Genomic DNA, 25,366 nt, shown 5'->3' with positions numbered 1-25,366 from the left:
GGACTCCGGGCAGCGACCTTTGCAAGCCGCTGCGCAGCCATCGATTAAGCCTGCTCCCCTTCCGGCAAGGTAAAGCCGGATACCGACTTACGCATCTCACTGGCCATTTTCGCCAAGTTACCAATGCTCTTGGCGGTTGCGGTAGTACCGGACGACGTTTGCGAGGTGATCTCCTGAATCACGTTCATGGTGTTGGAGATGTGGCCGGCAGACGATGCCTGTTGGCGTGCGGCGTTGGAGATGTTCTGGATCAAGGCCGCGAGGGTCTTGGATACTTTCTCGATCTCTTCCAGTGCAACCCCGGCGTCCTGCGCCAGGCGTGCACCGCGCACCACTTCAGAGGTGGTCTGTTCCATCGAAATAACAGCTTCGTTGGTGTCAGTCTGAATCGTCTTAACCAGCGCCTCGATCTGCTTGGTTGCAGCAGATGAACGTTCTGCCAGACGCTGTACCTCGTCCGCTACCACGGCGAAGCCTCGGCCTGCGTCACCAGCCATGGAGGCCTGGATTGCAGCGTTAAGGGCGAGGATGTTGGTCTGGTCGGCAATGTCGTTAATCAGGCTAACGATGTCACCAATCTCCTGGGACGACTCACCAAGGCGCTTGATCCGCTTCGAGGTGTCCTGGATCTGCTCACGGATGTTATCCATGCCGGTGATGGTGTTGTGCACCACCTCGTTACCCTTGTTGGCAATGGCTACAGAAAGCTCCGCTACCGCAGAGGATTCAGAGGCGTTCGCCGATACCTGGTCAATCGACACCGCCATTTCGTTGATGGCCGCCGAAGCACCGGCAATTTCTTGCGCCTTGTGCTCGGAAGCCTCGGCCAGGTGCATTGCCGTTGCCTGGGTTTCCTGGGCCGCGCCTGCCACCTGTACGGCGGTCAGGTTAATGGTCGCAACCAGGTCACGCAGTTGGTCGATGGAGTAGTTGATGGAGTCAGCAATCGCACCGGTGAAGTCCTCGGTTACCGTTGCCGCCACCGTCAAGTCACCGTCGGCGAGGTCGGCAATTTCGTCGAGCAGTCGCAAAATCGCCGTTTGGTTACGATCATTCTTTTCAGCCGTTTCAGCCAGTCGGCGGTTGGTCGAACGGACCATCACGATACCAATCAGGATGATCGAAGCCAGTACCAGCAAACCCAGTACATAGCCCACCAGGGTATTGACCTGGCGGCTGTCGGCCAGGCCTTCAAAACCCAGAGACAGGTCCGAGGCTTTGTCGAGCAGGGTTTGCGAAACCGTAAAGATGGAGTTGGCCGACTCACGAACCTGGAACAGCTCTGGCGAGGTCTCGAGAATCTCGTCCACCGAACCCGATACGAATTCGAACAGCTCGGAAATCTCACCCAGACGATCCAGAGCTTCGCTGTCTTCCACCTTGGTGATTTCCATGGCGGCGTTGCCTTCGAGCATCGCATTCAATACGCGACCGAAGAGGCTGGCGTCACGACCGAAGGTGTCGGCGGCCTGCACCGAGTCCGTGTCACCGGCAAGTACCTTGTTCACCGAACCCAGGATACGTTCTGCCAACAGAGACTGGCGCTGGGCAACCGAAACCTGAGCAGCGGGCGCGCCACTTTCCAACAGGATGTCGACGACTTCTTCGTACTCGACCTGCAACTGTGGAATGGTTTCAGCCAGAGTCGCAGCTACCTGGTGCAGCGACAGAACCGTTTGCTCGCTGGCCAGGATGGAGTCGGTGTTTTTACGCAAGCTGTCCCAGTCCTTCTGCACAGCCGCCATTTGCGGCTGCACCAGCTCTGGAGCGGATGGCAAACCGCTTTCAGGGTTGCCATCGGTCAGGATTGCCCAGCGCTTCTGGAAGTCGTTGCGTGCATCACGCAACAAACCAAAGGCCTCGGGCGTACCCGTTGCTGCTTCCGTGGCGTTTTTCGCAATACGCTGGGACAGAACACGCAGCTCACCGGAGTGGCTGATGTATTCAGTATCGTAGTTGGACTGGGTGTTGATATAAGCAAAGTTAGCGAACAGCAATAAAACTGACACGATCAGGACGATAAACAGCCCCAAAATCAGTGTACTGCTCCGCGTACCCGCGAATAATTTGCCTGCATTTAGTTTTTTCATTATCTGGCCCCCGCCTGGACCGACCGCACTACGGTTCCCATATAACGCCAAAAGGCCGGCAAAGCCGACCCAACCGAAAATCTTATTAAAATGCTACCGCTAGAAAGTCTGGGTTCTGTGCCAGCGCAAATGGGCTGAACACCAACCAAGCTTGCTCACGTTGAAAGACGCCATGAATAAACGGCGCTACCGATGTTTCCAGTGGAGGCAGATCTTCGGAGAATGTATCCACCGAAAAGTGCTGCATACCAAAGACTTCATCGACCGTCAGGCCGGCAAAGATCTCTTGATGGTCCACCACCAACACCCGCCGCTGCTTGCGCAGTGGCGACAACTCATTACCCAGGAAACCACACAGGTCCATGACCGGAAGCAAGCGACCACGCACGTTTGCCACACCCTTGACCCAGCTCTTCACGCCTGGCAACAAGGTATAACGTGGTTCATGCAATACCTCACCGACCTCACCCATCGGTGCCACGAACAAACGCTCCCCCATCCGGAACCCGATACCACTCCACGTCTGCTGCGCGGTTTGCTGCATAGGCAAGCCAGCCGCAAGCGCACGACAGCGCTGGTCGATCTCGAGAAGTTTTTCAAAGGGTGTTTGTGCGTCGGACATGCCCACTGCAGCCTTTTGGTTAGAGTTTGCCTACTGGCGCGGAATTAACCGGCCAGCACAGCGTTCAGCGTTTTCAGCAGCGTGTCTTCATCAATCGGCTTGGTCAGGTAGTCTTTAGCGCCTTGGCGCTTACCCCAGACCTTGTCAGTTTCCTGATCCTTGGTGGTGACGATGATCACTGGAATGTGATTGGTGTCCGCATCCTTGGTCAATTGACGTGTCGCCTGGAAGCCGTTCAGCCCGGGCATCACGATATCCATCAATACCGCGTCTGGTTTTTCCTGGCGAGCCAGGGCAACGCCATCGGCGCCATTTTCCGCCTTCAATACTTCATGACCGTGCTTTTCCAGCATTGCGGTCAGCTTGTACATCTCGGTCGGCGAGTCATCAACAATCAGAATTCGAGCCATGGTGCGTCTCACTACTTAAAGGACATCGGTACGTATACGGATGTCAGGATGCTTGTTCCACCGGCATAAAGTCAGGCACATGGTTTTTGATCGCACCGAGCAACTCTTCCTTACTGAAGGGTTTGGTCAGGTATTGATCGGAGCCCACGATTCGCCCTTTGGCTTTATCGAACAGCCCATCCTTCGAGGACAGCATGATCACCGGCGTGGATTTGAAAGCGCTATTATTCTTGATCAGGGCGCACGTCTGATAACCATCAAGACGCGGCATCATGATATCGACAAAAATAATGTTCGGATGGGTATCGGCAATTTTTGCCAAGGCATCGAAACCATCTACTGCAGTAATTACATCGCAACCCACTTTCTTGAGCAGGGTTTCTGCGGTTCGACGAATCGTTTTCGAATCGTCAATGACCATTACTCTCAAACCCTCGGAATGCTGTTCCATGTTTGCCCTACCATCGCCTCGGTGAGTCATTATTTTTTCTGCTGGAGCCAGTTCAGCTCGACCGCCCATCTAATGATGTCGCGTCAAAACACAATAATCTTCAACCGCCCCGTCACCCTGATTTTGTCGGTGCCAGGCGGTTTATCGCGTGTGAGCAGTGCGGACACAGCCTTTGAACAGGCTCCTTAGATTGACGCCTGAACATCTGACGCCAATAGATTGTTACCCTGATCATTCGGCCTTTTTAGCACACTCTCCAGATGCAAGCTATAAGCTACCGACGCCTAAGGTTTTTTCCTTGAACGACTACACAATCAGCGCCAATTAAAGGCTCGTGTATAGTCTCCAACATCTTATTAACAGCTCACATTGTGACTTTACGGAGAAAAATACATGACCGTTCGTGTCGGCATCGTCATGGATCCTATCGCGCAGATATCTTTCAAGAAGGACAGCTCCCTGGCCATGCTCCTCGCAGCCCAGGCCCGTGACTGGTCGCTGTTCTACATGGAGGTCAAGGATCTGTACCAGGCCAAAGGCCAGGCCCGCGCCCGTGTTTGCCCGCTCAAGGTGTTTTACGACCCCGAGCACTGGTTTGAACTCGGCGCGGAACAAGACATGCTGCTGTCGGACCTGGATTTAATCCTGATGCGAAGGGACCCGCCGTTCGACAATGAATTCGTCTATGCGACCTATCTGCTGGAACAGGCCGAGAATGCTGGCAGCCTGGTGGTAAACCGCCCGCAAAGCCTGCGCGACTGCAACGAAAAGCTCTTTGCCACCCAATTCCCGCAGTTCACCCCGGAAACCATCGTCAGCCGGCGCGCCGACATCCTGCGCGAGTTTGCCCGCGAACAAGGCGACGTCATCCTCAAGCCCCTCGACGGCATGGGCGGCTCGATGATTTTCCGTCATCGCCAGGGCGACCCAAACCTGTCGGTAATCCTGGAAACGCTGACCGCACACGACACCCAGCAAATCATGGCGCAAGGCTATCTGCCTGCCATTGTCGATGGTGACAAGCGCATTCTGATGATCGACGGCGAACCGGTGCCCTACTGCCTGGCGCGAATTCCCGCAGCGGGCGAAACCCGTGGCAACCTGGCCGCAGGTGGACGCGGCGAGGCGCGCCCATTGAGCGCACGGGACCTGGAAATTGCCCAGGGCATCGGCCCTACCTTGCGTGAAAAAGGCTTGCTGTTCGTGGGCCTGGATGTAATTGGCGACAACCTGACCGAAATCAACGTCACCAGTCCAACCTGCATCCGTGAAATCGATGCAGCCTATGACACCAAGATCGCTGAACGGCTAATGGATGTCATTTCCGACAAACTCAAGGCCGGCAAATAACTTGAGCAACAAGCCCTGAATCGACGCACGCACCACCAGGATTCAGGGCTTGGGGGCCTTTTGGCACTGCCTCGCCTAGGCGTAAATTAAGTAGCACCAGCCAGGACACAAGTTTGAAGCAGGTAGCAGCTTTGCACTTGAAACTTGCAGGCCATGGCCTCTAGTCGGCAGACTGCGCGGCATTCCGAGCTGAACCTTATTTCATGAAATCACCAGCCAAGACCACAAACACACCTTCTTCTGCAGTCAAGCCAGCAGATCGACTGGGCTTCACGCTGTTCCTGGCAGCCGTGCTGCATATCGCGTTGATTCTTGGCTTGAGCTTCAGCCTGGCTGACCCGGTAACCATCAGCAAGACCCTGGAAATCACCCTGTCGACCTTCAAAAGTGAAGAAAAGCCCAAAGAGGCGGACTTCCTGGCCCAGGACAATCAGCAGGGCAGCGGCACGCTCGACCACAAGGCGGCACCGAAAACCACCGAACAGGCCCCCTTCCAGGACACCCAAGTCAAGCACGTGACACCCCCAGCGGCACCACAACCACCCCCAGTGCCCAAGCAAGAACCGAAAAAGGTCGTGGCCACCAAGAAGCCACAACCGCAGAAGGTCCAGGCCAAGCAGGAAAAGGTCAAGCAAGTCGAACCCACCCGCGAGGCGCCGACCTTCGACCGCGAGCAACTGAGCAGCGAAATCGCCAGCCTTGAAGCCGAGCTGGCACAAGAAGTCCAGCAATATGCCAAGCGACCCAAGATTGTGCGCCTCAACGCAGCCTCGACCATGCGCGACAAGGGTGCCTGGTACAAGGACGAGTGGCGCAAGAAGGTTGAACGCATCGGCAACCTCAACTACCCGGACGACGCCCGGCGCAAGCAAATCTACGGCAGCCTGCGCATGCTGGTATCGATCAACCGTGACGGCAGCCTGCATGAAGTGCTGGTACTGGAGTCGTCCGGCCAGCCACTGCTCGACAAAGCGGCGCTGCGAATTGTGCGACTGGCAGCGCCCTATGCGCCCTTCAGCGGTGACCTGGCAGATGTCGACCGCCTGGAAATCATCCGCACCTGGCGCTTTGAGCGCGGCGACCGTTTGTCGAGCAACTAGCCCTGGCAGGACTATTTACTCCATCTGCTGGTTTTTTATCGCCAGCCCATTGAGTAAATCCCTGTTTTGGCTTCCCGGCTCAGGTCGCAGGCTTTAAGCTAGCGCTCATGAAAGATGCCAGCCCTAGCTACCTCAAACATCAGTTGCTCATTGCCATGCCGCACATGGCCGATGAGCACTTTGCACAAACCGTCACCTATATCGTTGATCACAACGAGCAAGGCGCCATGGGCTTGGTGATAAACCGCCCAAATGGCCTTAACCTGGCGGACGTCCTCGAACAACTCAGCGAAGACAGCGAGCCACCGGCTATCTGCGAGAGCCTGCCGATCTTCAGCGGCGGCCCGGTACAGACTGACCGCGGTTTTGTCCTGCATCCTGCTGGCGACAGCTACCAAGCCACCCTTGAGCTTGGCGAACTGGGCCTGACCACTTCACAGGATGTGCTTTTTGCAATCGCCGCCGGTACCGGCCCTGACAAATACCTGATCACCCTCGGCTATGCCGGCTGGGATGCAGGCCAACTGGAAGCTGAAATCGCCGATAACGCCTGGCTGACCTGCCCGGCGACGCAGAACATCCTGTTCGACCTGCCCTATGACCAGCGCCTCAATGCCGCCGCATCGCAGCTTGGCATCAATTTGAGCCTGCTGACCTCACAAGCAGGCCATGCTTGATGGAGCCAACCTGTGACTAGCCCGAACGCGCTGCGTTTATTACTCGGTTTCGATTACGGCACCAAGCAGATTGGTGTGGCTGTCGGCCAGGTAGTTACTGGCCAGGCCCGCGAATTGTGCATTCTCAAGGCACAGAACGGCGTACCCGACTGGCAAAAAGTCGAAGCCCTGGTACGCGAATGGCAGCCCGATGCAATAGTGGTCGGCTTGCCACTGAACATGGATGGCAGCCCGAGCGACATGAGCGAGCGTGCTCAGAAGTTCGCGCGCCGCCTCCATGGTCGCTTTAATCTGCCGGTCCACACCCACGACGAACGCCTGACGACCTATGCGGCCAAGGGCGAACGCTTGCAGCAAGGCCAAAATAGCGGTTACCGCGAGCGCCCAGTGGATGCATTGGCGGCGGCACTGCTGCTCGAAGGATGGCTGCAAGAACATATTTCAGGCTGAGCCCGGCTCAGTGTCCAAGGAGCTTGTGATGAACCTACCCGATCCCGCCCAACTGCTGCCCGAAATGGCCAGCGCGCTAATCAGCCACCTGAATAAACGGCAGATCAGCACACCGCGCTTCATTGGTATCCGCACTGGCGGCGTGTGGGTTGCGCAGGCATTGCTTGAAACCCTCGGCAATGAAGAGCCACTGGGCATTCTTGATGTTTCGTTCTACCGCGACGATTTCACCCAGAACGGCCTGCATCCACAGGTCCAGCCTTCTGAGCTACCGTTTGAGATCGAAGGCCAGCACATTGTGTTGATAGACGACGTGCTGATGAGCGGGCGGACCATGCGCGCCGCCATGAACGAGCTGTTCGACTACGGTCGCCCGGCCAGTATCAGCCTGGTCAGCCTGCTCGACCTGGATGCTCGCGACTTGCCGATTCGCCCGGATGTGGTCGGCGCAACCCTGTCACTGCCTGGCGAGCAACGGGTAAAATTATCAGGACCGACTCCGCTCACTCTTGAGCTGCAAACGCTCACAAACTGAGACCCCTACCGCGATGACGCCGACAGAAGCCAAACGACCTCTGCAACTCAATGACCAAGGTCAGTTGCGCCATTTTCTTTCGCTTGATGACCTACCGCGTGAGCTACTGACCGAGATCCTCGACACCGCCGACTCATTCCTCGAAGTCGGTGCCAGGGCGGTGAAGAAAGTCCCACTGCTGCGCGGCAAGACCGTGTGCAACGTATTCTTCGAGAACTCCACACGCACCCGCACCACCTTCGAACTGGCGGCGCAGCGCCTGTCCGCTGACGTCATTACCCTGAACGTCTCGACTTCCTCGACCAGCAAGGGCGAGTCACTGTTCGACACCTTGCGCAACCTTGAAGCCATGGCTGCGGACATGTTCGTGGTGCGCCACGGTGACTCAGGCGCGGCGCACTTCATCGCCGAGCACGTGTGCCCGGACGTGGCCATTATCAACGGTGGCGACGGCCGTCACTCGCACCCGACCCAAGGGATGCTCGACATGATCACCATTCGTCGCCACAAAGGCAGCTTCGAGAATCTCTCGGTCGCCATTGTCGGCGATATCCTGCATTCGCGTGTCGCGCGCTCGAACATGATCGCCCTGAAGACCCTGGGCTGCCCGGATATCCGCGTAATTGCCCCGAAAACCCTGCTGCCAGTTGGCATCGAGCAATTTGGCGTGACCACCTACAGCAACATGGACGCCGGGCTCAAGGATGTCGACGTGGTGATTATGCTGCGCCTGCAACGTGAACGGATGCAGGGCGGGTTGCTGCCCAGCGAAGGTGAGTTCTACCGCCTGTTCGGCCTGACCGAACAGCGCCTGAAATTGGCCAAGCCCGATGCTCTGGTCATGCACCCAGGCCCGATCAACCGTGGCGTGGAAATCGAGTCAGCGGTGGCCGCCGGCCCGCAATCGGTGATCCTCAATCAGGTGACCTACGGCATCGCCATCCGCATGGCGGTGCTGTCCATGGCCATGAGCGGGCAAAACACTCAACGTCAACTCAACCAGGAATCCGAGGAGCAGAACTGATGCGTACCCGTATCCTCGGCGCCCGCGTAATTGATCCGAACAGCGGCCTCGACCAAGTCAGCGACCTGTTTATCGAAGGCGGCGTGATTACCGCCATTGGTGATGCGCCAGCGAATTTCAGCGCTGAACACAACCTCGACGCCAACGGCCTGGTTGCAGCGCCCGGCCTGGTCGACCTCAACGTGGCGCTGCGCGAGCCCGGCTACAGCCGCAAAGGCAGCATTGCCACAGAAACCCTGGCAGCGGCAGCCGGTGGCGTCACCAGCCTGTGCTGCCCGCCATTTACCAAGCCGGTACTCGACACACCGGCCGTGGCCGAGATGATCCTCGACCGTGCCCGTGAAGCCGGGCACACCAAGGTCTTCCCTATCGGCGCACTGAGCAAGGGCCTGGAAGGCGAGCAACTGGCCGAGTTGGTTGCATTGCGCGATGCCGGCTGCGTGGCATTCAGCAACGGCCTGGATTGCTTCCGCAACAGCCGTACGCTGCGCCGCGCCATGGAATACGCCGCCACATTCGACCTCACGGTAATATTTCACTCGCAAGACCACGACCTGGCCGAAGGCGGCCTGGCCCACGAAGGCGCAAGGGCCAGCTTCCTTGGCTTGCCCGGCATTCCCGAGACGGCCGAAACTGTCGCCCTGGCCCGCAACCTGTTGCTGGTTGAACAAACGGGCGTGCGCGCCCACTTCAGCCAATTGACCAGTGCACGTGGCGCGCAGCTGATTGCCGAGGCGCAAGCACGCGGCCTGAAGGTCACCGCCGATGTTGCGCTCTACCAGCTGATTCTTACTGACGAGGCGCTGCAAGGCTTCTCCAGCCTCTATCACGTGCAGCCGCCGCTGCGCACCGCAACGGATCGCGACGGCCTGCGCCAAGCTGTCAAGGATGGCACTATCCAGGCAATCTGCAGCCATCACCAACCGCACGAAGCCGACGCCAAGCTGGCGCCCTTCGGCGCGACAGAGCCGGGCATCAGTAGTGTCCAGCTATTGCTGCCCCTGGCCATGACCCTGGTGCAGGACGGCCTGATCGACCTGCCGACACTACTCCAGCGCCTGACCATCGGTCCTGCCACGGCCTTGCGCCTGCCGGCAGGCACCCTTGCCGTAGGCCAGGCGGCAGACATCCTGCTATTTGATCCTCAAGGGTCAACGCTGGCTGGGGAAACCTGGTTCTCGAAGGGCAGCAACAGCCCCTTTATCGGCCATTGCCTGCCGAGCGCGGTGCGCTACACCATGGTCGACGGGCATACCTGCTACCAGGCCTGACCGGTTGGCGGCTGCATGCCCGGCACATGCAGCCGCCATCACCCAACAAGCACACCAGCCTCTCGATAAAAACTGCCGCCGGGCAGTTTTTTGCTTTGTCTGCCCGACAATGCCAATAGCGGTCTAAGCTGAAACCTTATTCGAAAAACCGACTCTGATTTATTCATGGCGCAGCACGCCAGATCAATTATCGCCAAGCCAGCTTCAGGCTTCCCGGCCATGACCCGGCCAATTAATTTCCCAGCCAGCCGTAACCTTAGCCTTCAGCCAGCCTCAACAATGACCAGCCTAAACAGCGGAGACAAAAGTTGATGAGCAGCACACTAAGAGCCCTGAACCCAAAGCACACCCAAAACCAGTTGCTTGATCGCTACCTCGCCGTCAGGGGCCGTACCGAATCCTTGATCGCACCACTCAGCCATGAAGACATGGTGGTCCAATCCATGCCCGATGCCAGCCCGACAAAGTGGCACATCGCACATACAAGCTGGTTTTTCGAGACATTCCTGCTCGCCCCGCACCTGGTTAACTACGGTTTATTCGATCCCAGCTTCAGCTACCTGTTCAACTCCTATTACGAAGCCGTCGGCCCGCGCCATCCCCGCCCACAACGCGGCCTGATGACCCGCCCCAGCGCCGAGCAAGTGCTCGCCTACCGCAAGCATGTCGACCAACACATGGCCGAGCTGCTGCAAACCCCGCCGAGCCCTGCACAGCACAAGTTGATCGAACTGGGGCTGGCCCATGAAGAACAGCACCAAGAGCTGTTGTTGATGGATATTCTCCACCTGTTCAGCACCTCCTCGCTGAAACCGGTTTACGACCGGCGCTGGAATAAAACCTCCCGTGGGCGCAAGGGCCAGTTCAAGGCCCATGCCGGTGGCCTGGTCGAGATCGGCCACCAAGGCCAGGGCTTTGCTTTCGACAACGAAGGCCCCCGACACACCACCTACTTGCAGCCATTCGAGATCAGCGATCGCCTGGTGACCAATGCACAATGGCTTGAGTTCATGGACGACGGCGGCTATACACGGCCGGAGTTGTGGCTGGCTGAAGGCTGGGACACGGTACGCAGCCAGGACTGGCAATCACCGTTCTACTGGCAACCGAGCCAGGACGGCTGGAGCCAGATGACCTTGGGCGGCCTGGAGCCGGTGGATCTCGATGCGCCAGTGACCCATATCAGCTATTACGAAGCAGCTGCCTTTGCCTGCTGGGCTGGCGCCCGCCTGCCGACCGAAGCGGAATGGGAAGCTGCGGCCCAGTCGGGCCAGCTGCAACAGGTCGATGACATTGCCTGGCAGTGGACGCAAAGCCCTTACAGCCCCTATCCGGGCTTTCGTCCAGCGCCCGGCGCCGTTGGCGAATACAACGGCAAGTTCATGATCAACCAGATGGTCTTGCGTGGCGGTGCCAGTTTCACCAGCCCCGGCCATACCCGCCTGAGCTACCGCAATTTTTTCCACCCGGAAAAACGCTGGGTCCTGAGCGGACTGCGATTGGCGCGAGACAGCCACAAGCCACTGACTGACGAGCACAGCTCATTCCGGCGCGATGTACTCAACGGCCTGGCCGCAGACCACAAGAGCATACCGCCCAAATACTTCTACGATGCCGCCGGTTCAGCGCTGTTCGAGGACATCTGCAAAACCGCCGAATACTACCCAACCCGCGCAGAGACTCGTCTGCTGGGCGATGTTGCCGGTGAAATAGCCGCCACCTTTGCTCCCGGTAGCGCGCTGGTCGAATTTGGCAGCGGTGCCAGCGATAAAACCTGCCTGCTGCTTGATGCTGCCCCGCAGCTGGGTGCCTATGTGCCCATTGATATCTGCCCGGATGCCTTGCAACAAGCCGCGCAGCGCCTAGCCGAGCGCTATCCGGCCTTGCATGTCGTTCCTCAAGTCGGTGACTTCACCCGCACCCTGGCCCTGCCAGCAGCTATCAACCAACGTCCACGGATCGGTTTTTTTCCCGGCTCGACAATCGGCAATTTCAATCAGCAGCAAGCGGTAGCATTCCTCAAGTCGGCCAAAACCATATTGGGCAATGAGGCGCAATTTATTGTCGGCGTCGACATGGTCAAACCTGTCGATATCCTTGAAACGGCCTACGACGATGCGGCGGGGGGAACCCCCAGCTTCAATAAAAACCTGCTGGTGCGCATCAACCGTGAACTGGGCGCGGATTTTGACCTGAGCAACTTCGCCCACCAGGCGCTTTGGAACCCGGTAAAACAACGCATGGAAATGCACCTGCTCAGCCTGGTTCCTCAAACCGTGACCATTGCCGGCCAACGCTTCACCTTCGCCGAGGGCGAGAGCCTGCACACCGAAAACTCCCATAAATTCAGTGTCGAATCATTCACTGCAATGGCTGCAGAGGCTGGCTGGAATGTTGCCCAGCATTGGATCAGCGAAGCACCGCAGGTTGGCCTGTTCAGGCTCAGCCAAGCGGCTGGCTGAAGGCATAGAGCGCCCGATGGCAAACATCGGGCGGCTTGGCAGAGCCTGTATGGCAGGGCTCATCCTGCACCAAAAAAGATCAGCCTCCGGTAGCGCTGCCCTGGGCGGATACCTTTTGCGGCATGGCGTTTTGAGGTTCGCTTAAAACCGCCAGATACTGAATAGAATGCACGCCCATAAAATCCGGCAGCAAATGCTATTTGCCCAAGGCTCGCCCACAAACTTCGGGGCGAGCGATGCTAAAGTAGCCCGATAATTGCTTAAAAATGCCTGTACTGGCTTGAGGATGCTTTTGCCAGCGCTGGAACAACCCAAAAGGTGAATGTGTAATGAACCCAGTTTTGCGATCAGAGATTCAGGCAGCCTTGGCCATTGACCGAGGCATTATCGATGAGAGCAGCGCCAAAGCCGAAATCACTCGCCGCATCGAATTCATCAAGGGCGTACTGCGCAAATCTGGCGCCAAGGCCCTGGTACTGGGAATCAGCGGCGGCGTCGACTCTTCAACCGCCGGGCGCCTGTGCCAGCTGGCCGTCAGCGAAATGCGCGACGAGGGCCACGCCGCCAAGTTCGTCGCAGTGCGCCTGCCGTACAAGACCCAGGCAGACGAGCACGACGCCCAGGCAGCGCTGGGCTTTATCCAGCCGGACATGTCGACTGCCGTGAACATCGCCGATGCCGTCGATGGCCTGATGAACAGCATCCAGCTGGATGGCATTGAACCAAGCCCAAGCCTGAGCGACTTTGCCAAAGGCAACGTCAAGGCCCGCACTCGCATGGTCGCGCAGTACGCCATTGCCAATTTTGTCGGTGGCCTGGTTGTCGGCACCGATCACGCAGCCGAAGCGGTCATGGGCTTCTTTACCAAGTTTGGGGACGGTGCTTGTGACTTGGCGCCCTTGTCAGGCCTGACCAAGTGCCAGGTTCGCCTCCTCGCCCAACAACTGGGTGCGCCAGAATCCCTGGTGCACAAAGCGCCGACTGCGGATCTGGAAGAACTTGCGCCGGGCAAGCTCGATGAAGTTGCCTACGGCTGCACCTACATGGATATCGACAACTACCTGCTTGGCAAGCCAGTGTCTGATGCCGCCGCCGAAATCATCGAAGCGGCCTACCTGAAAACGGCGCACAAGCGCGAATTGCCGATCATCCCGACCTAAGTCCAACACTCGAGCCTCCCAATAAAGCCCGGATATTCCGGGCTTTATTGGTTTTGTCATCGACCGCGCTCGCTTTATGACGGTTTTGTTTCAATCCCCTGTTCAGCTATGCGATGCTGGCGTCATTGCCGTAAGCCAACTACAGCTTAAGTAACAACTAGAACGCGTACGGCACCGTCGGCTTGCCCATCAGGGTTTAAACAGCACAGGGAGCCAGCATGCTTACCCTGCTCAATTTATTATCTGCCGTGGCCTTGTTGATTTGGGGCACACATATAGTCCGAACCGGCATCCTGCGGGTTTACGGCTCTAACCTGCGCCGCGTAATCAGCCAGAGCATGTCCAGGCGCTGGCTGGCGTTTATCGCCGGGATAGGCGTCACCGCACTGGTCCAGAGCAGTAACGCCACCGCCATGCTGGTCACCTCCTTTGTCGGTCAAGGCCTGATGAGCCTGACCCCGGCGCTGGCAACCATGCTCGGTGCTGACGTCGGTACGGCCTTGATGGCGCGGGTGCTGACCTTTGATTTGTCATGGCTGTCGCCACTGCTGATCTTTATCGGCGTGATCTTTTTCCTGTCACGCAAGCAAACCCGGCTTGGGCAGATGGGCCGGGTCAGCATCGGGCTGGGATTGATTATTCTGGCGCTGCAATTGATCGTTGAGTCGGCGGCGCCGATCACACAGGCACAAGGTGTAAAAGTGATCTTTGCATCACTGACCGGCGACATTCTGCTCGATGCGCTGGTCGGTGCCCTGTTCGCAATGATTTCCTACTCCAGCCTTGCAGCCGTATTGCTCACCGCCACCTTGGCAGGTGCTGGCCTGATTGGCCTGCCCGTGGCCATCGGCCTGGTGATTGGCGCCAACATCGGCAGTGGCGTGCTGGCCTTTCTCAGCACCAGCATGCAGAACACGGCAGGCCGCCAGGTGGCGCTTGGCAGCCTGCTGTACAAGTTGATTGGCCTGCTACTGATTATCCCAGTGCTCGACCCGCTGGTGGCCTGGATCGACAGCCTCGACTTCAGCCATCAGGAAATCGTCATTGGCTTTCACCTGCTGTACAACACTGCGCGCTGCCTGCTGCTACTGCCCAGCGTGGGTCCAATGGCCAAGCTCTGCAGCTGGCTGCTCCCGCAAAAACCAGAAACCAATGGCGCGGCCAAGGCACGACATCTCGATCCAGCAGCGCTGGCCACCCCTAGCCTGGCGCTGGCCAATGCCGCGCGCGAAACCCTGCGCATCGGCGACTTGATCGACAATATGCTCGAAACCATGCGCGATGTGCTGCATAGCAAGCAGAGCGCTGTCAGCCAGGAGATACGCCGCCTGACCGACGACATTGACACGCTCTACAGCGCCATCAAGCTGTATCTGGCGCAGATGCCACGGGAAGACTTGAGCGACCAGGACAGCCGTCGCTGGGCAGAGACCATCGAACTGGCGATCAACCTCAAGCTCGCCAGTGACCTGATCGAGCGCATGCTGCGCAAGGTGCAGCAGCAAAAGACCTCGCAGCGCCGGTCATTTTCCGAGACAGGCCTGGAGGAGTTGGCGGGGCTGCATAGCCAGCTCATTGCCAACCTGCGCCTGGGCTTGTCGGTGTTTCTCAGCTCCGACAAGGAAAGCGCCCGCCAACTGCTTAAGGAGAAGCGCCGCTTCCGCGCCCAGGAGCGCCGCCTGGCCCACGCCCATGTCAGCCGGTTGCAACGCAAGATAGTGCAGAGCATCGAAACCAGCTCGTTGCACCTGGAGTTGATTGCCGACATGAAGCGCTTGAACTCACTGTTTTGCAGCAGCGCCTACGCCGTGCTGGAAACTGCCGATACCGGCGCGCTGGCGGTGGATGACCTTTCCGAAATCAAGCATACAACCTGAATACAGGGCCAGGCAGGTTAACGCCTGGCCCGTGCTCGTTTACTGGATATCATCTGGCTTGACGATGACCCAGTTCTTGTCCGCAGTGACCGGCAAACCTTCCTTGGCCTGCGCCTCGGCGTTGGTCTTAATCATGCCGTTGAGCTGGTTCATGTACTTGTCTTTGCGGTTGACCCAGAGGTGAATCCCGCCTTTGCTGACGTCGACGCCGTGAAACAGCATGTAGCCATCGCTGTCTGGGGTATCGCCAGCCACCAGGATTGGTTTTTTCCACTGGTCGATATAAGTCAGGATGGCGCCCTGCTTGCCTGCCATCCAAGTGGCTGGCGTCCATAGGTACGGGGTCAGTTCAAGACCGAGATTGGCCTGCTCATCATATGTGCCTGCGGCGACTTGCTTGCGTGCGGTCGTCAGCTCCTGGGTTTGACGATTCTTGAGCAGCAGCGAAACGCCGATTACGTTCTGCGGTTTGACCTTGTAGCCGTATTTTGGGTCTGAAGCGACCATGCGCACCAGCTCCTCTGATGCCGCGCTCACCACATACACCTCAATGCCGTTTTCCATCAGCTTGTTGTACAGCTCAACCTGACCGGCAAACACCTTTGGTGGCTAGACTTCAATGGTCTTGACCGTATCGCCATCGTAATAGGTGCTGGGAACGGGCTTGCCCGAGGCCATCATCTGGTCGACATAGCCCTTGAGCTCCTGCAGCGTGAAGCCGGAAAACACCTGCGCAACCCATGGATAACAAACCATGTCGTCCACTTCGCAAAGGCGATAGTAATAGCTGAACAGGCTTTCCTTGTGGTCAGCGGTGTCCTTGAACGGAATCAGCTTGAGGGAGGGATCGAGTTTTTCACGGGTGATCAGCCCTTTGTTCTCCATGAACGGCAGCAGCGACTCTTCCAGGTCGTTGCGGTAGCTGGTGTTATCCATGTCAAAGACAGCGTAGTTACCCTTGTTGGCATTCGCTGCAATCATGGCCTCAAGTTGCTTGGCTGCCGGTGCTGGCCAATGCTTGAGCTCGGTGGAGAACGCCTGGCCCGCTACGCCCAGGCTCAAACCCAGGCAAAGTGTAGCGGCCAGCAATTTTGGCGCGAGCTTCATAACGGTTCTCTCTTTTTAGTAGAAGAAACAACCGTAACAAAAAATTACCGAGAGGTTGGTGCATTAACGACCCGATGTACGCTGACGGCGCCACCTGGCCCCGTCAGCTGGGTGCAACGATCAGGCGCGGGAGGCGTTCTTCAGTGACACCTGAGTGTTGAGCGTCCAGAAATCATAGAGTACGCCGACAAAGAACAGGCCCCCGGTGAACAGGTAGATGATCCCTGTGATCCACTTACCCTGGTACATACGGTGCACACCGAAAACGCCGAGGAAGGTCAATAGAATCCAGGCGACGTTGTAATCGGTTTCGCCTGCGGTAAAACGCAGGTCAGCTTCCTTGTCCATGGCGGGGGTCAGGAACAGGTCTATGATCCAGCCGATAAACAGCAGGCCCAGGGTGAAGAACCAGATGGTTCCCGTTACAGGCTTGCCGTAATAGAAGCGATGGGCGCCAAGAAAACCGAAGATCCGTAATAGATAACCGATTGTCTTGCTGTGGGTGTCCTGTTGCTGCATAGCTGCTCGCCTCCTGCTTGCATGGAAAATATTAGGACAACCGCACGATGTGTTGAGTGCCACCGCACTGGATAAATTTTGCGCCCCCTTGCTAGCGGAAGCTGCGACCCGGGTTGTCGTCGTTGCTGACTTCCAATGACAAGCCCTGCGCCATGCTGGTCAGGTGATCGCCATCGGTTTCCGAACCGAGCTTGATCATCAGGCGCAGGTCGTTCGCCGAATCGGCATAGAGCAAGGCATCTTCGTAGGTGATTTCACCCTGGCTGTAAAGGTTGTACAGCGCCTGGTCGAAGGTCTGCATACCCTGTTCGGTTGAGCGCTTCATCAAGGCCTTGAGCTCGTGCACATCGCCTTTGCGAATCAGGTCAGCGGCCAGTGGCGTGTTGATCAGGACTTCAATTACCGCTCGCCGGCCTTTGCCGTCCGGGGTTGGAATCAATTGCTGGGCGACGATGGCCTTGAGGTTGAGCGACAAATCCATCCACACCTGGTTCTGCCGATCGGCCGGGAAGAAGTTGATGATCCGGTCCAACGCCTGGTTGGCGTTGTTGGCGTGCAAGGTGGCCAGGCACAGGTGACCGGTTTCGGCGAAGGCAACGGCATGGTCCATGGTTTCGCGGGTTCGCACCTCACCAATCAGGATCACATCCGGCGCCTGGCGCAGGGTGTTTTTCAGCGCGACCTCGAACGACTCGGTGTCGATACCTACTTCACGCTGGGTGACGATGCAGTTTTGATGCTGGTGTATGTATTCGATCGGGTCTTCGATGGAAATGATGTGGCCGCTGCTGTTTTTGTTGCGATAGCCAATCATTGCCGCCAGCGAGGTCGACTTACCGGTACCGGTCGCACCTACGAACAACACCAGGCCACGCTTGGTCATCGCCAGCTTTTTCAGGATTTCCGGCAACTGCAAGTCATCGAGCGTCGGGATATTGGTTTCGATCCGGCGCAATACCATGCCCGCCAGGTTGCGCTGGTAAAACGCACTGACCCGGAAACGGCCCACGCCACGGGCGCTAATGGCAAAGTTGCATTCGTGGTTCTCGGTAAACTCGCGACGCTGCTGTTCGTTCATCACCGCATGCACGGTTTCACGGGTTTGCTCAGGTGACATCGCGGTCTTGGTGATCGGCATGATCTTGCCGTTGACCTTCATCGACGGTGGAACGCCCGCAGTAATGAAAAGGTCAGAACCACCTTTCTCGACCATTAGGCGTAGCAGTTTTTCAAAGTCCATTGCTCTATCTCACCGTCACTGTCACGCGTGAACCCTTGATTTATATAGCAGCGCTGCGCGTGTGTCAGCACTGCTTTCGCTCTGCGCGGTACGCGCAACCCGAGCGGTTGGGCTGTTGCCAGTTAGAAGTTTTCCGGGGTTTTCGACTTCTCACGCGCGCTTTCGCGGCTGACCAAGCCTTTCGCCACCAAACCTTTAAGGCAGGCGTCGAGGGTCTGCATGCCCAGCGAGCCACCGGTCTGGATCGACGAATACATCTGCGCCACTTTGTCTTCGCGGATCAGGTTTCGAATCGCCGGGGTGCCGATCATGATCTCGTGCGCTGCCACCCGACCGCCGCCGATTTTCTTCAACAGTGTCTGGGAAATCACCGCCTGCAATGATTCCGACAGCATCGAGCGCACCATGGATTTTTCTTCAGCCGGGAACACGTCAACCACCCGGTCGATGGTTTTTGCAGCTGAGGTGGTGTGCAAGGTGCCGAACACCAAGTGTCCGGTTTCCGCGGCGGTCAGTGCCAGTCGGATGGTTTCAAGGTCACGCATCTCACCCACCAGAATGATATCCGGGTCTTCCCGCAGCGCCGAACGCAATGCTTCGGAGAAGCCCAGGGTATCGCGATGAACTTCACGCTGGTTGACCAGGCACTTCTTCGACTCATGCACGAATTCGATCGGGTCTTCGATGGTCAGGATGTGGTGATACTTGGTGGCATTGAGGTAATCGAGCATCGCCGCCAGGGTGGTCGACTTGCCCGAACCCGTTGGCCCGGTCACCAGAACCAGGCCACGCGGCACGTCGGTGATCTTGCGGAACACTTCGCCCATGCCCAGGTCTTCCATGGTCAGGACCTTGGAAGGAATCGTCCGGAACACAGCGCCAGCACCGCGATTCTGGTTGAAGGCGTTAACCCGGAAACGCGCGACACCCGGCACTTCGAACGAGAAGTCGGTTTCCAGGAACTCTTCGAAGTCCTTGCGCTGCTTGTCGTTCATGATGTCGTAGATAAGCGCATGCACCTGCTTATGGTCCAGCGCAGGCAAGTTGATGCGACGTACATCGCCATCAACACGAATCATCGGTGGCAGCCCCGAAGAAAGGTGCAAGTCCGAAGCCCCTTGCTTGGCACTGAACGCCAGCAGTTCTGTGATATCCATGTAACTCCCCAACAGGCTGCTTAAATAACGCTGCACCCGGTTATGCAGTGTTTAAATCAAATCAAACGGCTCAACCAGCACGCGTCGTTGCAGGCAGAATGACGCGCCCTGTCACGTTAGTTTTTCTCAACCAGCGGCCATTGACGTTAGAATGCCCCACACGCAGAGCGAACGGGCCACAGAGCGTAAGTAATGTCCACGATAGCAGAGAATATTGCAAAGGTCGGAACTCGGATCCGTGAGGCGGCGCAAGCCTGCGCACGTCAACCAGAGACAATTGGTTTGCTTGCAGTAAGCAAAACAAAACCAGCCAGCGCCGTTCGCCAGGCTTATGCCGCTGGTGTACATGACTTTGGTGAAAATTATCTACAAGAAGCGCTGGATAAACAGCACGAATTATCCGATTTGCCATTGATTTGGCATTTCATCGGCCCCATTCAGTCAAACAAGACCCGCGCCATCGCTGAAAACTTTGACTGGGTACATTCAGTCGACCGACTCAAGGTGGCACAACGATTATCGGCACAGCGCCCTGCGCACTTGCCCGCACTGAATATCTGCTTGCAGGTCAACGTCAGCCAGGAAGCCAGTAAATCCGGCTGCAGCCCTGAGCAATTACCGGCCCTGGCTGCGGCCGTGAAGGGGTTACCGAATTTGCAGCTAAGGGGACTGATGGCAATTCCAGAGCCAAGCGACGACCCGGCACAACAAAGCGCGGCATTTGCCTTGTTGCGCGAGCTGCAAGAAAGCCTGAATCTCGATCTCGACACATTGTCCATGGGCATGAGTCACGACCTTGAGGCGGCTATTGCCCAAGGCGCGACTTGGGTTCGAATTGGCACGGCGCTCTTTGGTGCCCGTGACTATCGTTCTGAATCAACACAGGAAACTTCGCTATGACTTCTCCTCGCATCGCCTTTATCGGCGCAGGCAACATGGCCGCCAGCCTTATTGGCGGCATGCGCGCGCAAGGCTTCGACGCCAGCGCCATCCGAGCCAGTGACCGCGGTGAAGAGCAACGCGCGAAAATTTCTGCCGAACACGGCATCAGCACTTTTGCCAGCAACGCCGAGGCCATTGAAGGTGCGGACGTCATAGTGCTGTCGATCAAACCGCAGGTGATGAAGGAAGTCTGCACAGACCTTGCCCAGCACCTGCAAGCGGGCCAACTGGTGGTTTCCATCGCCGCCGGCATCAACTGCACCAGCCTTGAAAGCTGGCTCGGCGAGCGCCCCATAGTGCGCTGCATGCCCAACACCCCGGCGCTACTGCGCCAGGGCGTCAGCGGCTTGTATGCCAATGCTCGCGTGAGCCCTGAGCAGAAAGACCAGGCCGAACAATTGCTGAAAGCCGTCGGCATGACCGTTTGGCTCGACCAGGAACAGCAAATCGATGCGGTAACCGCTGTTTCAGGCAGTGGCCCCGCGTATTTTTTCCTGTTGATCGAAGCCATGACGGCAGCGGGCGAAAAACTCGGCCCGCCGCGCGAAACAGCAGCCCAACTGACATTGCAGACAGCCTTGGGCGCCGCCCATATGGCCGTCGCCAGTGATGTAGACGCTGGCGAATTGCGGCGCCGGGTGACCTCGCCTGCTGGCACCACTGAAGCTGCAATCAAAACCTTCCAGGCTGGCCGTTTTGAAGCCCTGGTTGATGACGCATTACACGCCGCTGCTCGCCGTTCGGCCGAGCTGGCCGAACAGCTGGGCAAATAAGGAGCAAATAATGATTGGTCTGAACACCGCGGGCGTCTATATCCTGCAAACCATCGGCAGTTTCTACCTGTTGATCGTATTGCTGCGATTCATCCTGCAATTGGTCCGCGCCGATTTCTACAACCCGCTCAGCCAGTTTATCGTGCGCGCGACCCAGCCTTTGCTCAAGCCCATGCGCAAACTGATCCCGAGCATCTTCGGCCTCGACACCTCCTCGTTGATACTCGCCGTGATCGTCCAGTTCGTGCTGATGGAGCTAACCCTGATGCTGATGGGCTACGGCTTTGGCGCACCGCTGCTGGTATTGGTCTGGTCGATCATTGGCGTCACCGCGTTGTTTATCAAGGTGTTCTTCTTTGCCTTGATCATCAGCGTGATTCTGTCGTGGGTCGCCCAGGGTAGCCATAATCCTGCGGTTGAACTGGTGAACCAGATTTGCGAACCCCTGCTGATGCCTTTCCGGAGAATCCTGCCAAACCTTGGCGGCCTCGACCTTTCGCCTATCCTGGCATTCCTGGTGCTCAACCTGATCGACATGCTGGTTATCCACAACCTGGCGATCCAGACCGGCATGCTCTCGGGCCTCAGCCTGGCAATCTGACCCAGTCCATGCCCGTCCAACCGGCCTCATCCGCCCGGTTGGACGGGCAAAACGACCGTTTATAAATAGGCTAATTGACGATTCTTACAGTCCAGGCATAATGCCATCACTGCAAGGATTCAATACAAGTGAGTCGGCTTTCACATATCAGCTGAAAATGCCCGGCCTGGCTTGTAAAAATAGTCATAATGAATTGATAGCAAAGCCTACAGCTCGATGCGGGACGTGCTAGATGCTTCGATTCGTTAAAGGATGGAGTCAATGAGCATGGAACGTCTCACCCAGCAGATCGACGCCTATGTGGCGTGGAAGCGCGAGCTTATGCGTGAAATCACGCGTTATCGCAGCTGGCTCGAAGCCAATCGTTTAAACTCGGATAGCGTTGCCGCCAAACTTGAGCGCGCACTTCGGGTTTTGCGTACCGATCACATCACCCTGGCATTTGTTGGCGAGTTCTCACGCGGCAAGACCGAGCTCATAAACAGCCTGTTCTTCTCTTCTTATGGCCAGCGCATGCTGCCATCGCACGCCGGGCGCACCACCATGTGCCCAACCGAGCTGTTCTTCGACCCACGCTCCGAACATTCCTACATTCGGCTGCTGCCGATAGAAACCCGCGTCTCGGAAGCCAGCGTTGCCCAGTTCAAGCGCGCCCCGCGACATTGGGTGAACATCCCGCTGGATGTTACTGACCCGGGCAACATGATTGCAGCGTTCAACCAGGTGTCGAAAACCAAGCCGATGAAGGTTGAAGACGCCATCCAGCTGGGCTTCCATCCAGATACCCTGGAAAACAGTGACAAACCCGGCGTGGTCATGGTGCCGGCCTGGCGTCATGCCCTGGTCAATTTTGACCATCCACTGCTGCGCCAAGGCTTGCGCATTCTCGACACGCCCGGGCTGAATGCACTGGGCTGCGAACCAGAACTGACCCTGTCGATGCTACCCAGCGCCCAGGCAATCCTGTTCCTGCTGTCTGCCGACACGGGCGTAACCGCAAGCGACATGGCGGCCTGGCAACAACATATCCACCCGCTTGAAGAAGACAGCCACGCCAGCTTGTTCGCCGTGTTGAACAAGATCGACGTGCTCTGGGATGACCTGGCCGGCGAGACATTCGTGCAGAACAGCATCCGCCAGATCCAGACCATTACCGCCAGGCAACTTGGCATCAAGCCGGACGATATATTGCCGCTTTCGGCCAAGCAGGCGCTGTTGGCGAAAGTGCGCAAGGACCCGGCACTGCTTGCGCGTAGTCAAATGCATAACCTGGAAACATTGCTCTGCGAGCGCATCGTCAAGCAAAAAGAACGCCTGATCGAAGATCATGTGGTTAACCAGGTGCTGGGCCTGGTGCAAAACAGCCAGCACGTACTCAACTTGCGCCTTGAACAAGTGACCCAGCAGCAAGCCCTGCTTAACGCCCACCAGCAAGATAACGGCCAGATGCTGTTTGAGCTGACCGCCAAGACCAAGGAAGATCACAGCCAGCACCACAAGCGCCTGCTGGGCCTGAAAACCAATCAGCGACTGCTCAAGCGCCAGGGCGATATGCTTCGCGCTGCAGTGCGGCCCGAGCAGCTTGAAAAGCACATGGAGCGCGCGCGCAAGGAGCTGACCAGTTGCTGGACAACCCTTGGCATCAACCAGGCCATCCTGCATTTTTTCAGCTCAATCCAGAACGACCTGCACAGCCTGAGCTATGAAGTCGAAACCGCCAACACCATGGTCGCAGCGGTTTATCGCCGGCACAACGAAGAAAACCCGCTCAATGGCGTAGATGCACCGCAATTCAATGTTGAGCGCTATTGCCGTGAACTCAAGCAACTGCAGGTCAAGGCAGACCAGTTCCGCCTGCACTTGAAGTCCTTGTTGACCGAGCAGAAAAGCCTGGCGAGACGCTTTTTTGCCACGCTGGCCCAGGAAGTGGTCGGAATGCACCAGCGCCTGCGCCAGGATGCGGACCAGTGGGCCAACGATGCCTTGATGCCCCTGATGCAGCATACGCTGGAACACAAGCAGCTCCTTGAAACGCACATGTTGCGACTCAAGGCTCTGGCCCAGGAAAACCAGAAAACCCGCCAGCGCACTCAACAACTGGCCCGCTACCGCGCAGACCTGAGCGCACAGCTCAATGAAGCGGCGGACATGCTGCGCAACCTGCGCCGTCCTGCCCCCATCCAACGGCACAGCAAGGTCGTCAACCTCCCGCTTGCGGCACGCAGCATGAGCGCCAACGAATAAAGCGCCCCGCACCGGTTGACCGGTGCTCCAGGACGCACATCCACTTTTGTATCCGGGCTTTACTCAAAAGCTCATCGCACCGCCCCATCGCTTGCCGCAGGGGGCGGCGCTCTTTAGACTGCATGACTTTCTTTTCCAACTCTCAACTTTGCGAGCAGGGTCGATGTCGACTGCCTTTCCACAAGATTCTGTTGGCTTGGTGACACCCCAAGTACTGCATTTTGCCGAGCCGTTATCACTGGCTTCCGGGCGAACCCTTGCCAACTATGACCTGATATATGAAACCTACGGCGAACTCAACGCGGCGCGCAGTAATGCCGTGCTGATTTGCCACGCACTGTCCGGCCATCATCATGCCGCTGGCTATCACAGCGCTGAAGACCGCAAGCCCGGTTGGTGGGACAGCTGTATCGGCCCCGGCAAAGCCATTGATACCAACCGTTTCTTTTTGGTCAGCCTGAATAACCTCGGTGGCTGCAACGGTTCTACCGGCCCATCGAGCATCAATCCGGAAACTGGCAAGCCCTTCGGCGCCGATTTTCCGGTGATGACCGTCGAATGCTGGGTCCACAGCCAAGCCCGAGTGGCAGATGCGCTGGGTATCGAGCAGTGGGCGGGGGTTGTCGGCGGTAGCTTGGGCGGCATGCAAGCCATGCAATGGACCATCAGTTATCCTGAGCGCGTTCGCCATTGCGTCGCCATTGCCTCGGCGCCCAAATTGTCGGCAAAGAACATTGCTTTAAAGGAGGTCGCCTGCCAGGCCATTCTGACCGACCCTGAGTTTCATGGCGGCCACTTCCAGGAACAGGGCGTGATCCCCAAGCGCGGCCTGATGCTTGCGCGCATGGTTGGGCACATCACCTATCTGTCCGATGACGCCATGGGCGAGAAATTCGGGCGCGGCCTGAAAAGCGAAAAGCTCAATTACGATTTCCACAGCGTCGAGTTCCAGGTCGAAAGCTACCTGCGCTACCAGGGCGAAGAGTTTTCAGGACGCTTTGACGCCAACACCTATCTGCTGATGACCAAAGCGCTCGATTACTTTGACCCCGCCGCAGCAAATGACGGCGACCTGGCGAAGACCCTGGCGAAAGCGCAGGCGGACTTCTGCGTGATCTCATTCACCACTGACTGGCGCTTCTCGCCACAGCGCTCACGCGAGATAGTCGACGCCCTGACCTCCGCGCGGAAAAACCTGTGCTATCTGGAAATCGACGCGCCGCAAGGTCACGATGCGTTCCTGATGCCGATCCCGCGCTATCTGCAGGCATTTAGCAGCTATATGAATCGAATTACCTTGTGAG

At 57.5% G+C, this 25,366-nt stretch carries 22 protein-coding genes and 1 pseudogene; 15 read left to right on the top strand and 8 right to left on the bottom strand.

The genetic code is table 11. The features are described from left to right. Nucleotides 1–44 precede the first annotated feature (44 nt). The 4 genes from PSES9_RS0107720 to pilG all read right to left on the bottom strand — a co-directional run bounded on the left by PSES9_RS0107720 (nucleotide 45) and on the right by pilG (nucleotide 3,573). A complete protein-coding gene (locus PSES9_RS0107720) occupies nucleotides 45–2,090 on the bottom strand; it encodes a methyl-accepting chemotaxis protein (protein WP_010485682.1) in 2,046 nt (681 codons plus the stop codon). Between the two features lie 85 nt (nucleotides 2,091–2,175). Next, nucleotides 2,176–2,712: a chemotaxis protein CheW gene (locus PSES9_RS0107715; protein WP_010485680.1), complete on the bottom strand. Its 537-nt coding sequence runs from the start codon at nucleotides 2,710–2,712 to the stop codon at nucleotides 2,176–2,178. A 44-nt stretch (nucleotides 2,713–2,756) separates the two neighbouring features. Continuing rightward, nucleotides 2,757–3,122 carry a twitching motility response regulator PilH gene (pilH, locus tag PSES9_RS0107710; RefSeq protein WP_010485677.1) on the bottom strand — a complete coding sequence of 122 codons (366 nt, stop codon included), beginning with the start codon at nucleotides 3,120–3,122 and terminating at the stop codon, nucleotides 2,757–2,759. A 43-nt stretch (nucleotides 3,123–3,165) separates the two neighbouring features. Continuing rightward, entirely contained in the window at nucleotides 3,166–3,573 is a 408-nt protein-coding gene (pilG, locus tag PSES9_RS0107705) for a twitching motility response regulator PilG (protein WP_010485676.1), read from the bottom strand. Between the two features lie 393 nt (nucleotides 3,574–3,966). Between pilG and gshB the strand changes: the two genes are divergently transcribed. The 10 genes from gshB to PSES9_RS0107650 all read left to right on the top strand — a co-directional run bounded on the left by gshB (nucleotide 3,967) and on the right by PSES9_RS0107650 (nucleotide 15,479). Next, the gene (gene gshB / locus PSES9_RS0107695) at nucleotides 3,967–4,923 is read left to right on the top strand and encodes a glutathione synthase (protein ID WP_010485675.1); all 957 of its coding nucleotides are present in this window, start codon (nucleotides 3,967–3,969) and stop codon (nucleotides 4,921–4,923) included. Between the two features lie 203 nt (nucleotides 4,924–5,126). Beyond that, nucleotides 5,127–6,023: an energy transducer TonB gene (locus PSES9_RS0107690; RefSeq protein WP_010485674.1), complete on the top strand. Its 897-nt coding sequence runs from the start codon at nucleotides 5,127–5,129 to the stop codon at nucleotides 6,021–6,023. A gap of 107 nt (nucleotides 6,024–6,130) precedes the next feature. Continuing rightward, on the top strand, nucleotides 6,131–6,700 hold the full coding sequence (locus PSES9_RS0107685) for a YqgE/AlgH family protein (protein ID WP_010485673.1): 570 nt from the start codon (nucleotides 6,131–6,133) through the stop codon (nucleotides 6,698–6,700). A gap of 12 nt (nucleotides 6,701–6,712) precedes the next feature. Continuing rightward, the gene (gene ruvX, locus PSES9_RS0107680; RefSeq protein ID WP_010485670.1) at nucleotides 6,713–7,150 is read left to right on the top strand and encodes a Holliday junction resolvase RuvX; all 438 of its coding nucleotides are present in this window, start codon (nucleotides 6,713–6,715) and stop codon (nucleotides 7,148–7,150) included. Nucleotides 7,151–7,178: 28 nt separating this feature from the next. Further along, nucleotides 7,179–7,685, top strand: coding sequence for a bifunctional pyr operon transcriptional regulator/uracil phosphoribosyltransferase PyrR (gene pyrR, locus PSES9_RS0107675; RefSeq protein ID WP_010485669.1), 507 nt, complete (start codon nucleotides 7,179–7,181; stop codon nucleotides 7,683–7,685). A 13-nt stretch (nucleotides 7,686–7,698) separates the two neighbouring features. Beyond that, nucleotides 7,699–8,709, top strand: coding sequence for an aspartate carbamoyltransferase catalytic subunit (locus PSES9_RS0107670; protein ID WP_010485667.1), 1,011 nt, complete (start codon nucleotides 7,699–7,701; stop codon nucleotides 8,707–8,709). Then, nucleotides 8,709–9,980 (top strand): dihydroorotase, encoded by a 1,272-nt coding sequence (locus PSES9_RS0107665; protein ID WP_010485665.1) that lies wholly within the window; start codon nucleotides 8,709–8,711, stop codon nucleotides 9,978–9,980. The genes PSES9_RS0107670 and PSES9_RS0107665 overlap by 1 nt, the downstream gene beginning before the upstream one ends. A 311-nt stretch (nucleotides 9,981–10,291) precedes the next feature. Beyond that, the gene (egtB, locus tag PSES9_RS0107660; RefSeq protein ID WP_010485664.1) at nucleotides 10,292–12,442 is read left to right on the top strand and encodes an ergothioneine biosynthesis protein EgtB; all 2,151 of its coding nucleotides are present in this window, start codon (nucleotides 10,292–10,294) and stop codon (nucleotides 12,440–12,442) included. Nucleotides 12,443–12,771: 329 nt separating this feature from the next. Next, on the top strand, nucleotides 12,772–13,602 hold the full coding sequence (nadE, locus tag PSES9_RS0107655) for an ammonia-dependent NAD(+) synthetase (protein WP_010485662.1): 831 nt from the start codon (nucleotides 12,772–12,774) through the stop codon (nucleotides 13,600–13,602). Between the two features lie 218 nt (nucleotides 13,603–13,820). Continuing rightward, nucleotides 13,821–15,479 (top strand): Na/Pi cotransporter family protein, encoded by a 1,659-nt coding sequence (locus PSES9_RS0107650; RefSeq protein WP_010485660.1) that lies wholly within the window; start codon nucleotides 13,821–13,823, stop codon nucleotides 15,477–15,479. Nucleotides 15,480–15,518: 39 nt separating this feature from the next. On the opposite strand, the pseudogene PSES9_RS23125 reads toward PSES9_RS0107650, so the two are convergent. The 4 genes and pseudogenes from PSES9_RS23125 to pilT all read right to left on the bottom strand — a co-directional run bounded on the left by PSES9_RS23125 (nucleotide 15,519) and on the right by pilT (nucleotide 19,502). After that, nucleotides 15,519–16,586 (bottom strand): annotated as a pseudogene (locus PSES9_RS23125) (haloacid dehalogenase-like hydrolase). A gap of 120 nt (nucleotides 16,587–16,706) precedes the next feature. Continuing rightward, a complete protein-coding gene (locus tag PSES9_RS0107640) occupies nucleotides 16,707–17,105 on the bottom strand; it encodes an NINE protein (RefSeq protein ID WP_010485659.1) in 399 nt (132 codons plus the stop codon). A gap of 91 nt (nucleotides 17,106–17,196) precedes the next feature. Further along, a complete protein-coding gene (locus PSES9_RS0107635) occupies nucleotides 17,197–18,345 on the bottom strand; it encodes a PilT/PilU family type 4a pilus ATPase (protein WP_010485657.1) in 1,149 nt (382 codons plus the stop codon). Between the two features lie 122 nt (nucleotides 18,346–18,467). Continuing rightward, nucleotides 18,468–19,502, bottom strand: coding sequence for a type IV pilus twitching motility protein PilT (pilT, locus tag PSES9_RS0107630; protein WP_010485655.1), 1,035 nt, complete (start codon nucleotides 19,500–19,502; stop codon nucleotides 18,468–18,470). A 192-nt stretch (nucleotides 19,503–19,694) separates the two neighbouring features. Here pilT and PSES9_RS0107625 point away from each other — a divergent pair, with 192 nt between their 5' ends. The 5 genes from PSES9_RS0107625 (at nucleotide 19,695) to metX (ending at nucleotide 25,365) form a co-directional block, all read left to right on the top strand. Further along, a complete protein-coding gene (locus PSES9_RS0107625) occupies nucleotides 19,695–20,402 on the top strand; it encodes a YggS family pyridoxal phosphate-dependent enzyme (protein WP_010485653.1) in 708 nt (235 codons plus the stop codon). Further along, entirely contained in the window at nucleotides 20,399–21,217 is an 819-nt protein-coding gene (proC, locus tag PSES9_RS0107620) for a pyrroline-5-carboxylate reductase (RefSeq protein WP_010485651.1), read from the top strand. Before PSES9_RS0107625 ends, proC begins: the two co-directional genes overlap by 4 nt. A 10-nt stretch (nucleotides 21,218–21,227) precedes the next feature. Beyond that, nucleotides 21,228–21,818, top strand: coding sequence for a YggT family protein (locus PSES9_RS0107615; protein ID WP_010485649.1), 591 nt, complete (start codon nucleotides 21,228–21,230; stop codon nucleotides 21,816–21,818). A 261-nt stretch (nucleotides 21,819–22,079) separates the two neighbouring features. Next, nucleotides 22,080–24,062 carry a dynamin-like GTPase family protein gene (locus PSES9_RS0107610; protein WP_029529430.1) on the top strand — a complete coding sequence of 661 codons (1,983 nt, stop codon included), beginning with the start codon at nucleotides 22,080–22,082 and terminating at the stop codon, nucleotides 24,060–24,062. 163 nt (nucleotides 24,063–24,225) lie between these two features. Further along, nucleotides 24,226–25,365: a homoserine O-succinyltransferase MetX gene (gene metX, locus PSES9_RS0107605; RefSeq protein WP_010485645.1), complete on the top strand. Its 1,140-nt coding sequence runs from the start codon at nucleotides 24,226–24,228 to the stop codon at nucleotides 25,363–25,365. Nucleotide 25,366: the final 1 nt, after the last annotated feature.

Source organism: Pseudomonas sp. S9, from assembly GCF_000222125.1.
GTDB lineage: Bacteria > Pseudomonadota > Gammaproteobacteria > Pseudomonadales > Pseudomonadaceae > Aquipseudomonas > Aquipseudomonas segetis.
This window is presented reverse-complemented; position numbering and strand designations above follow the sequence as displayed.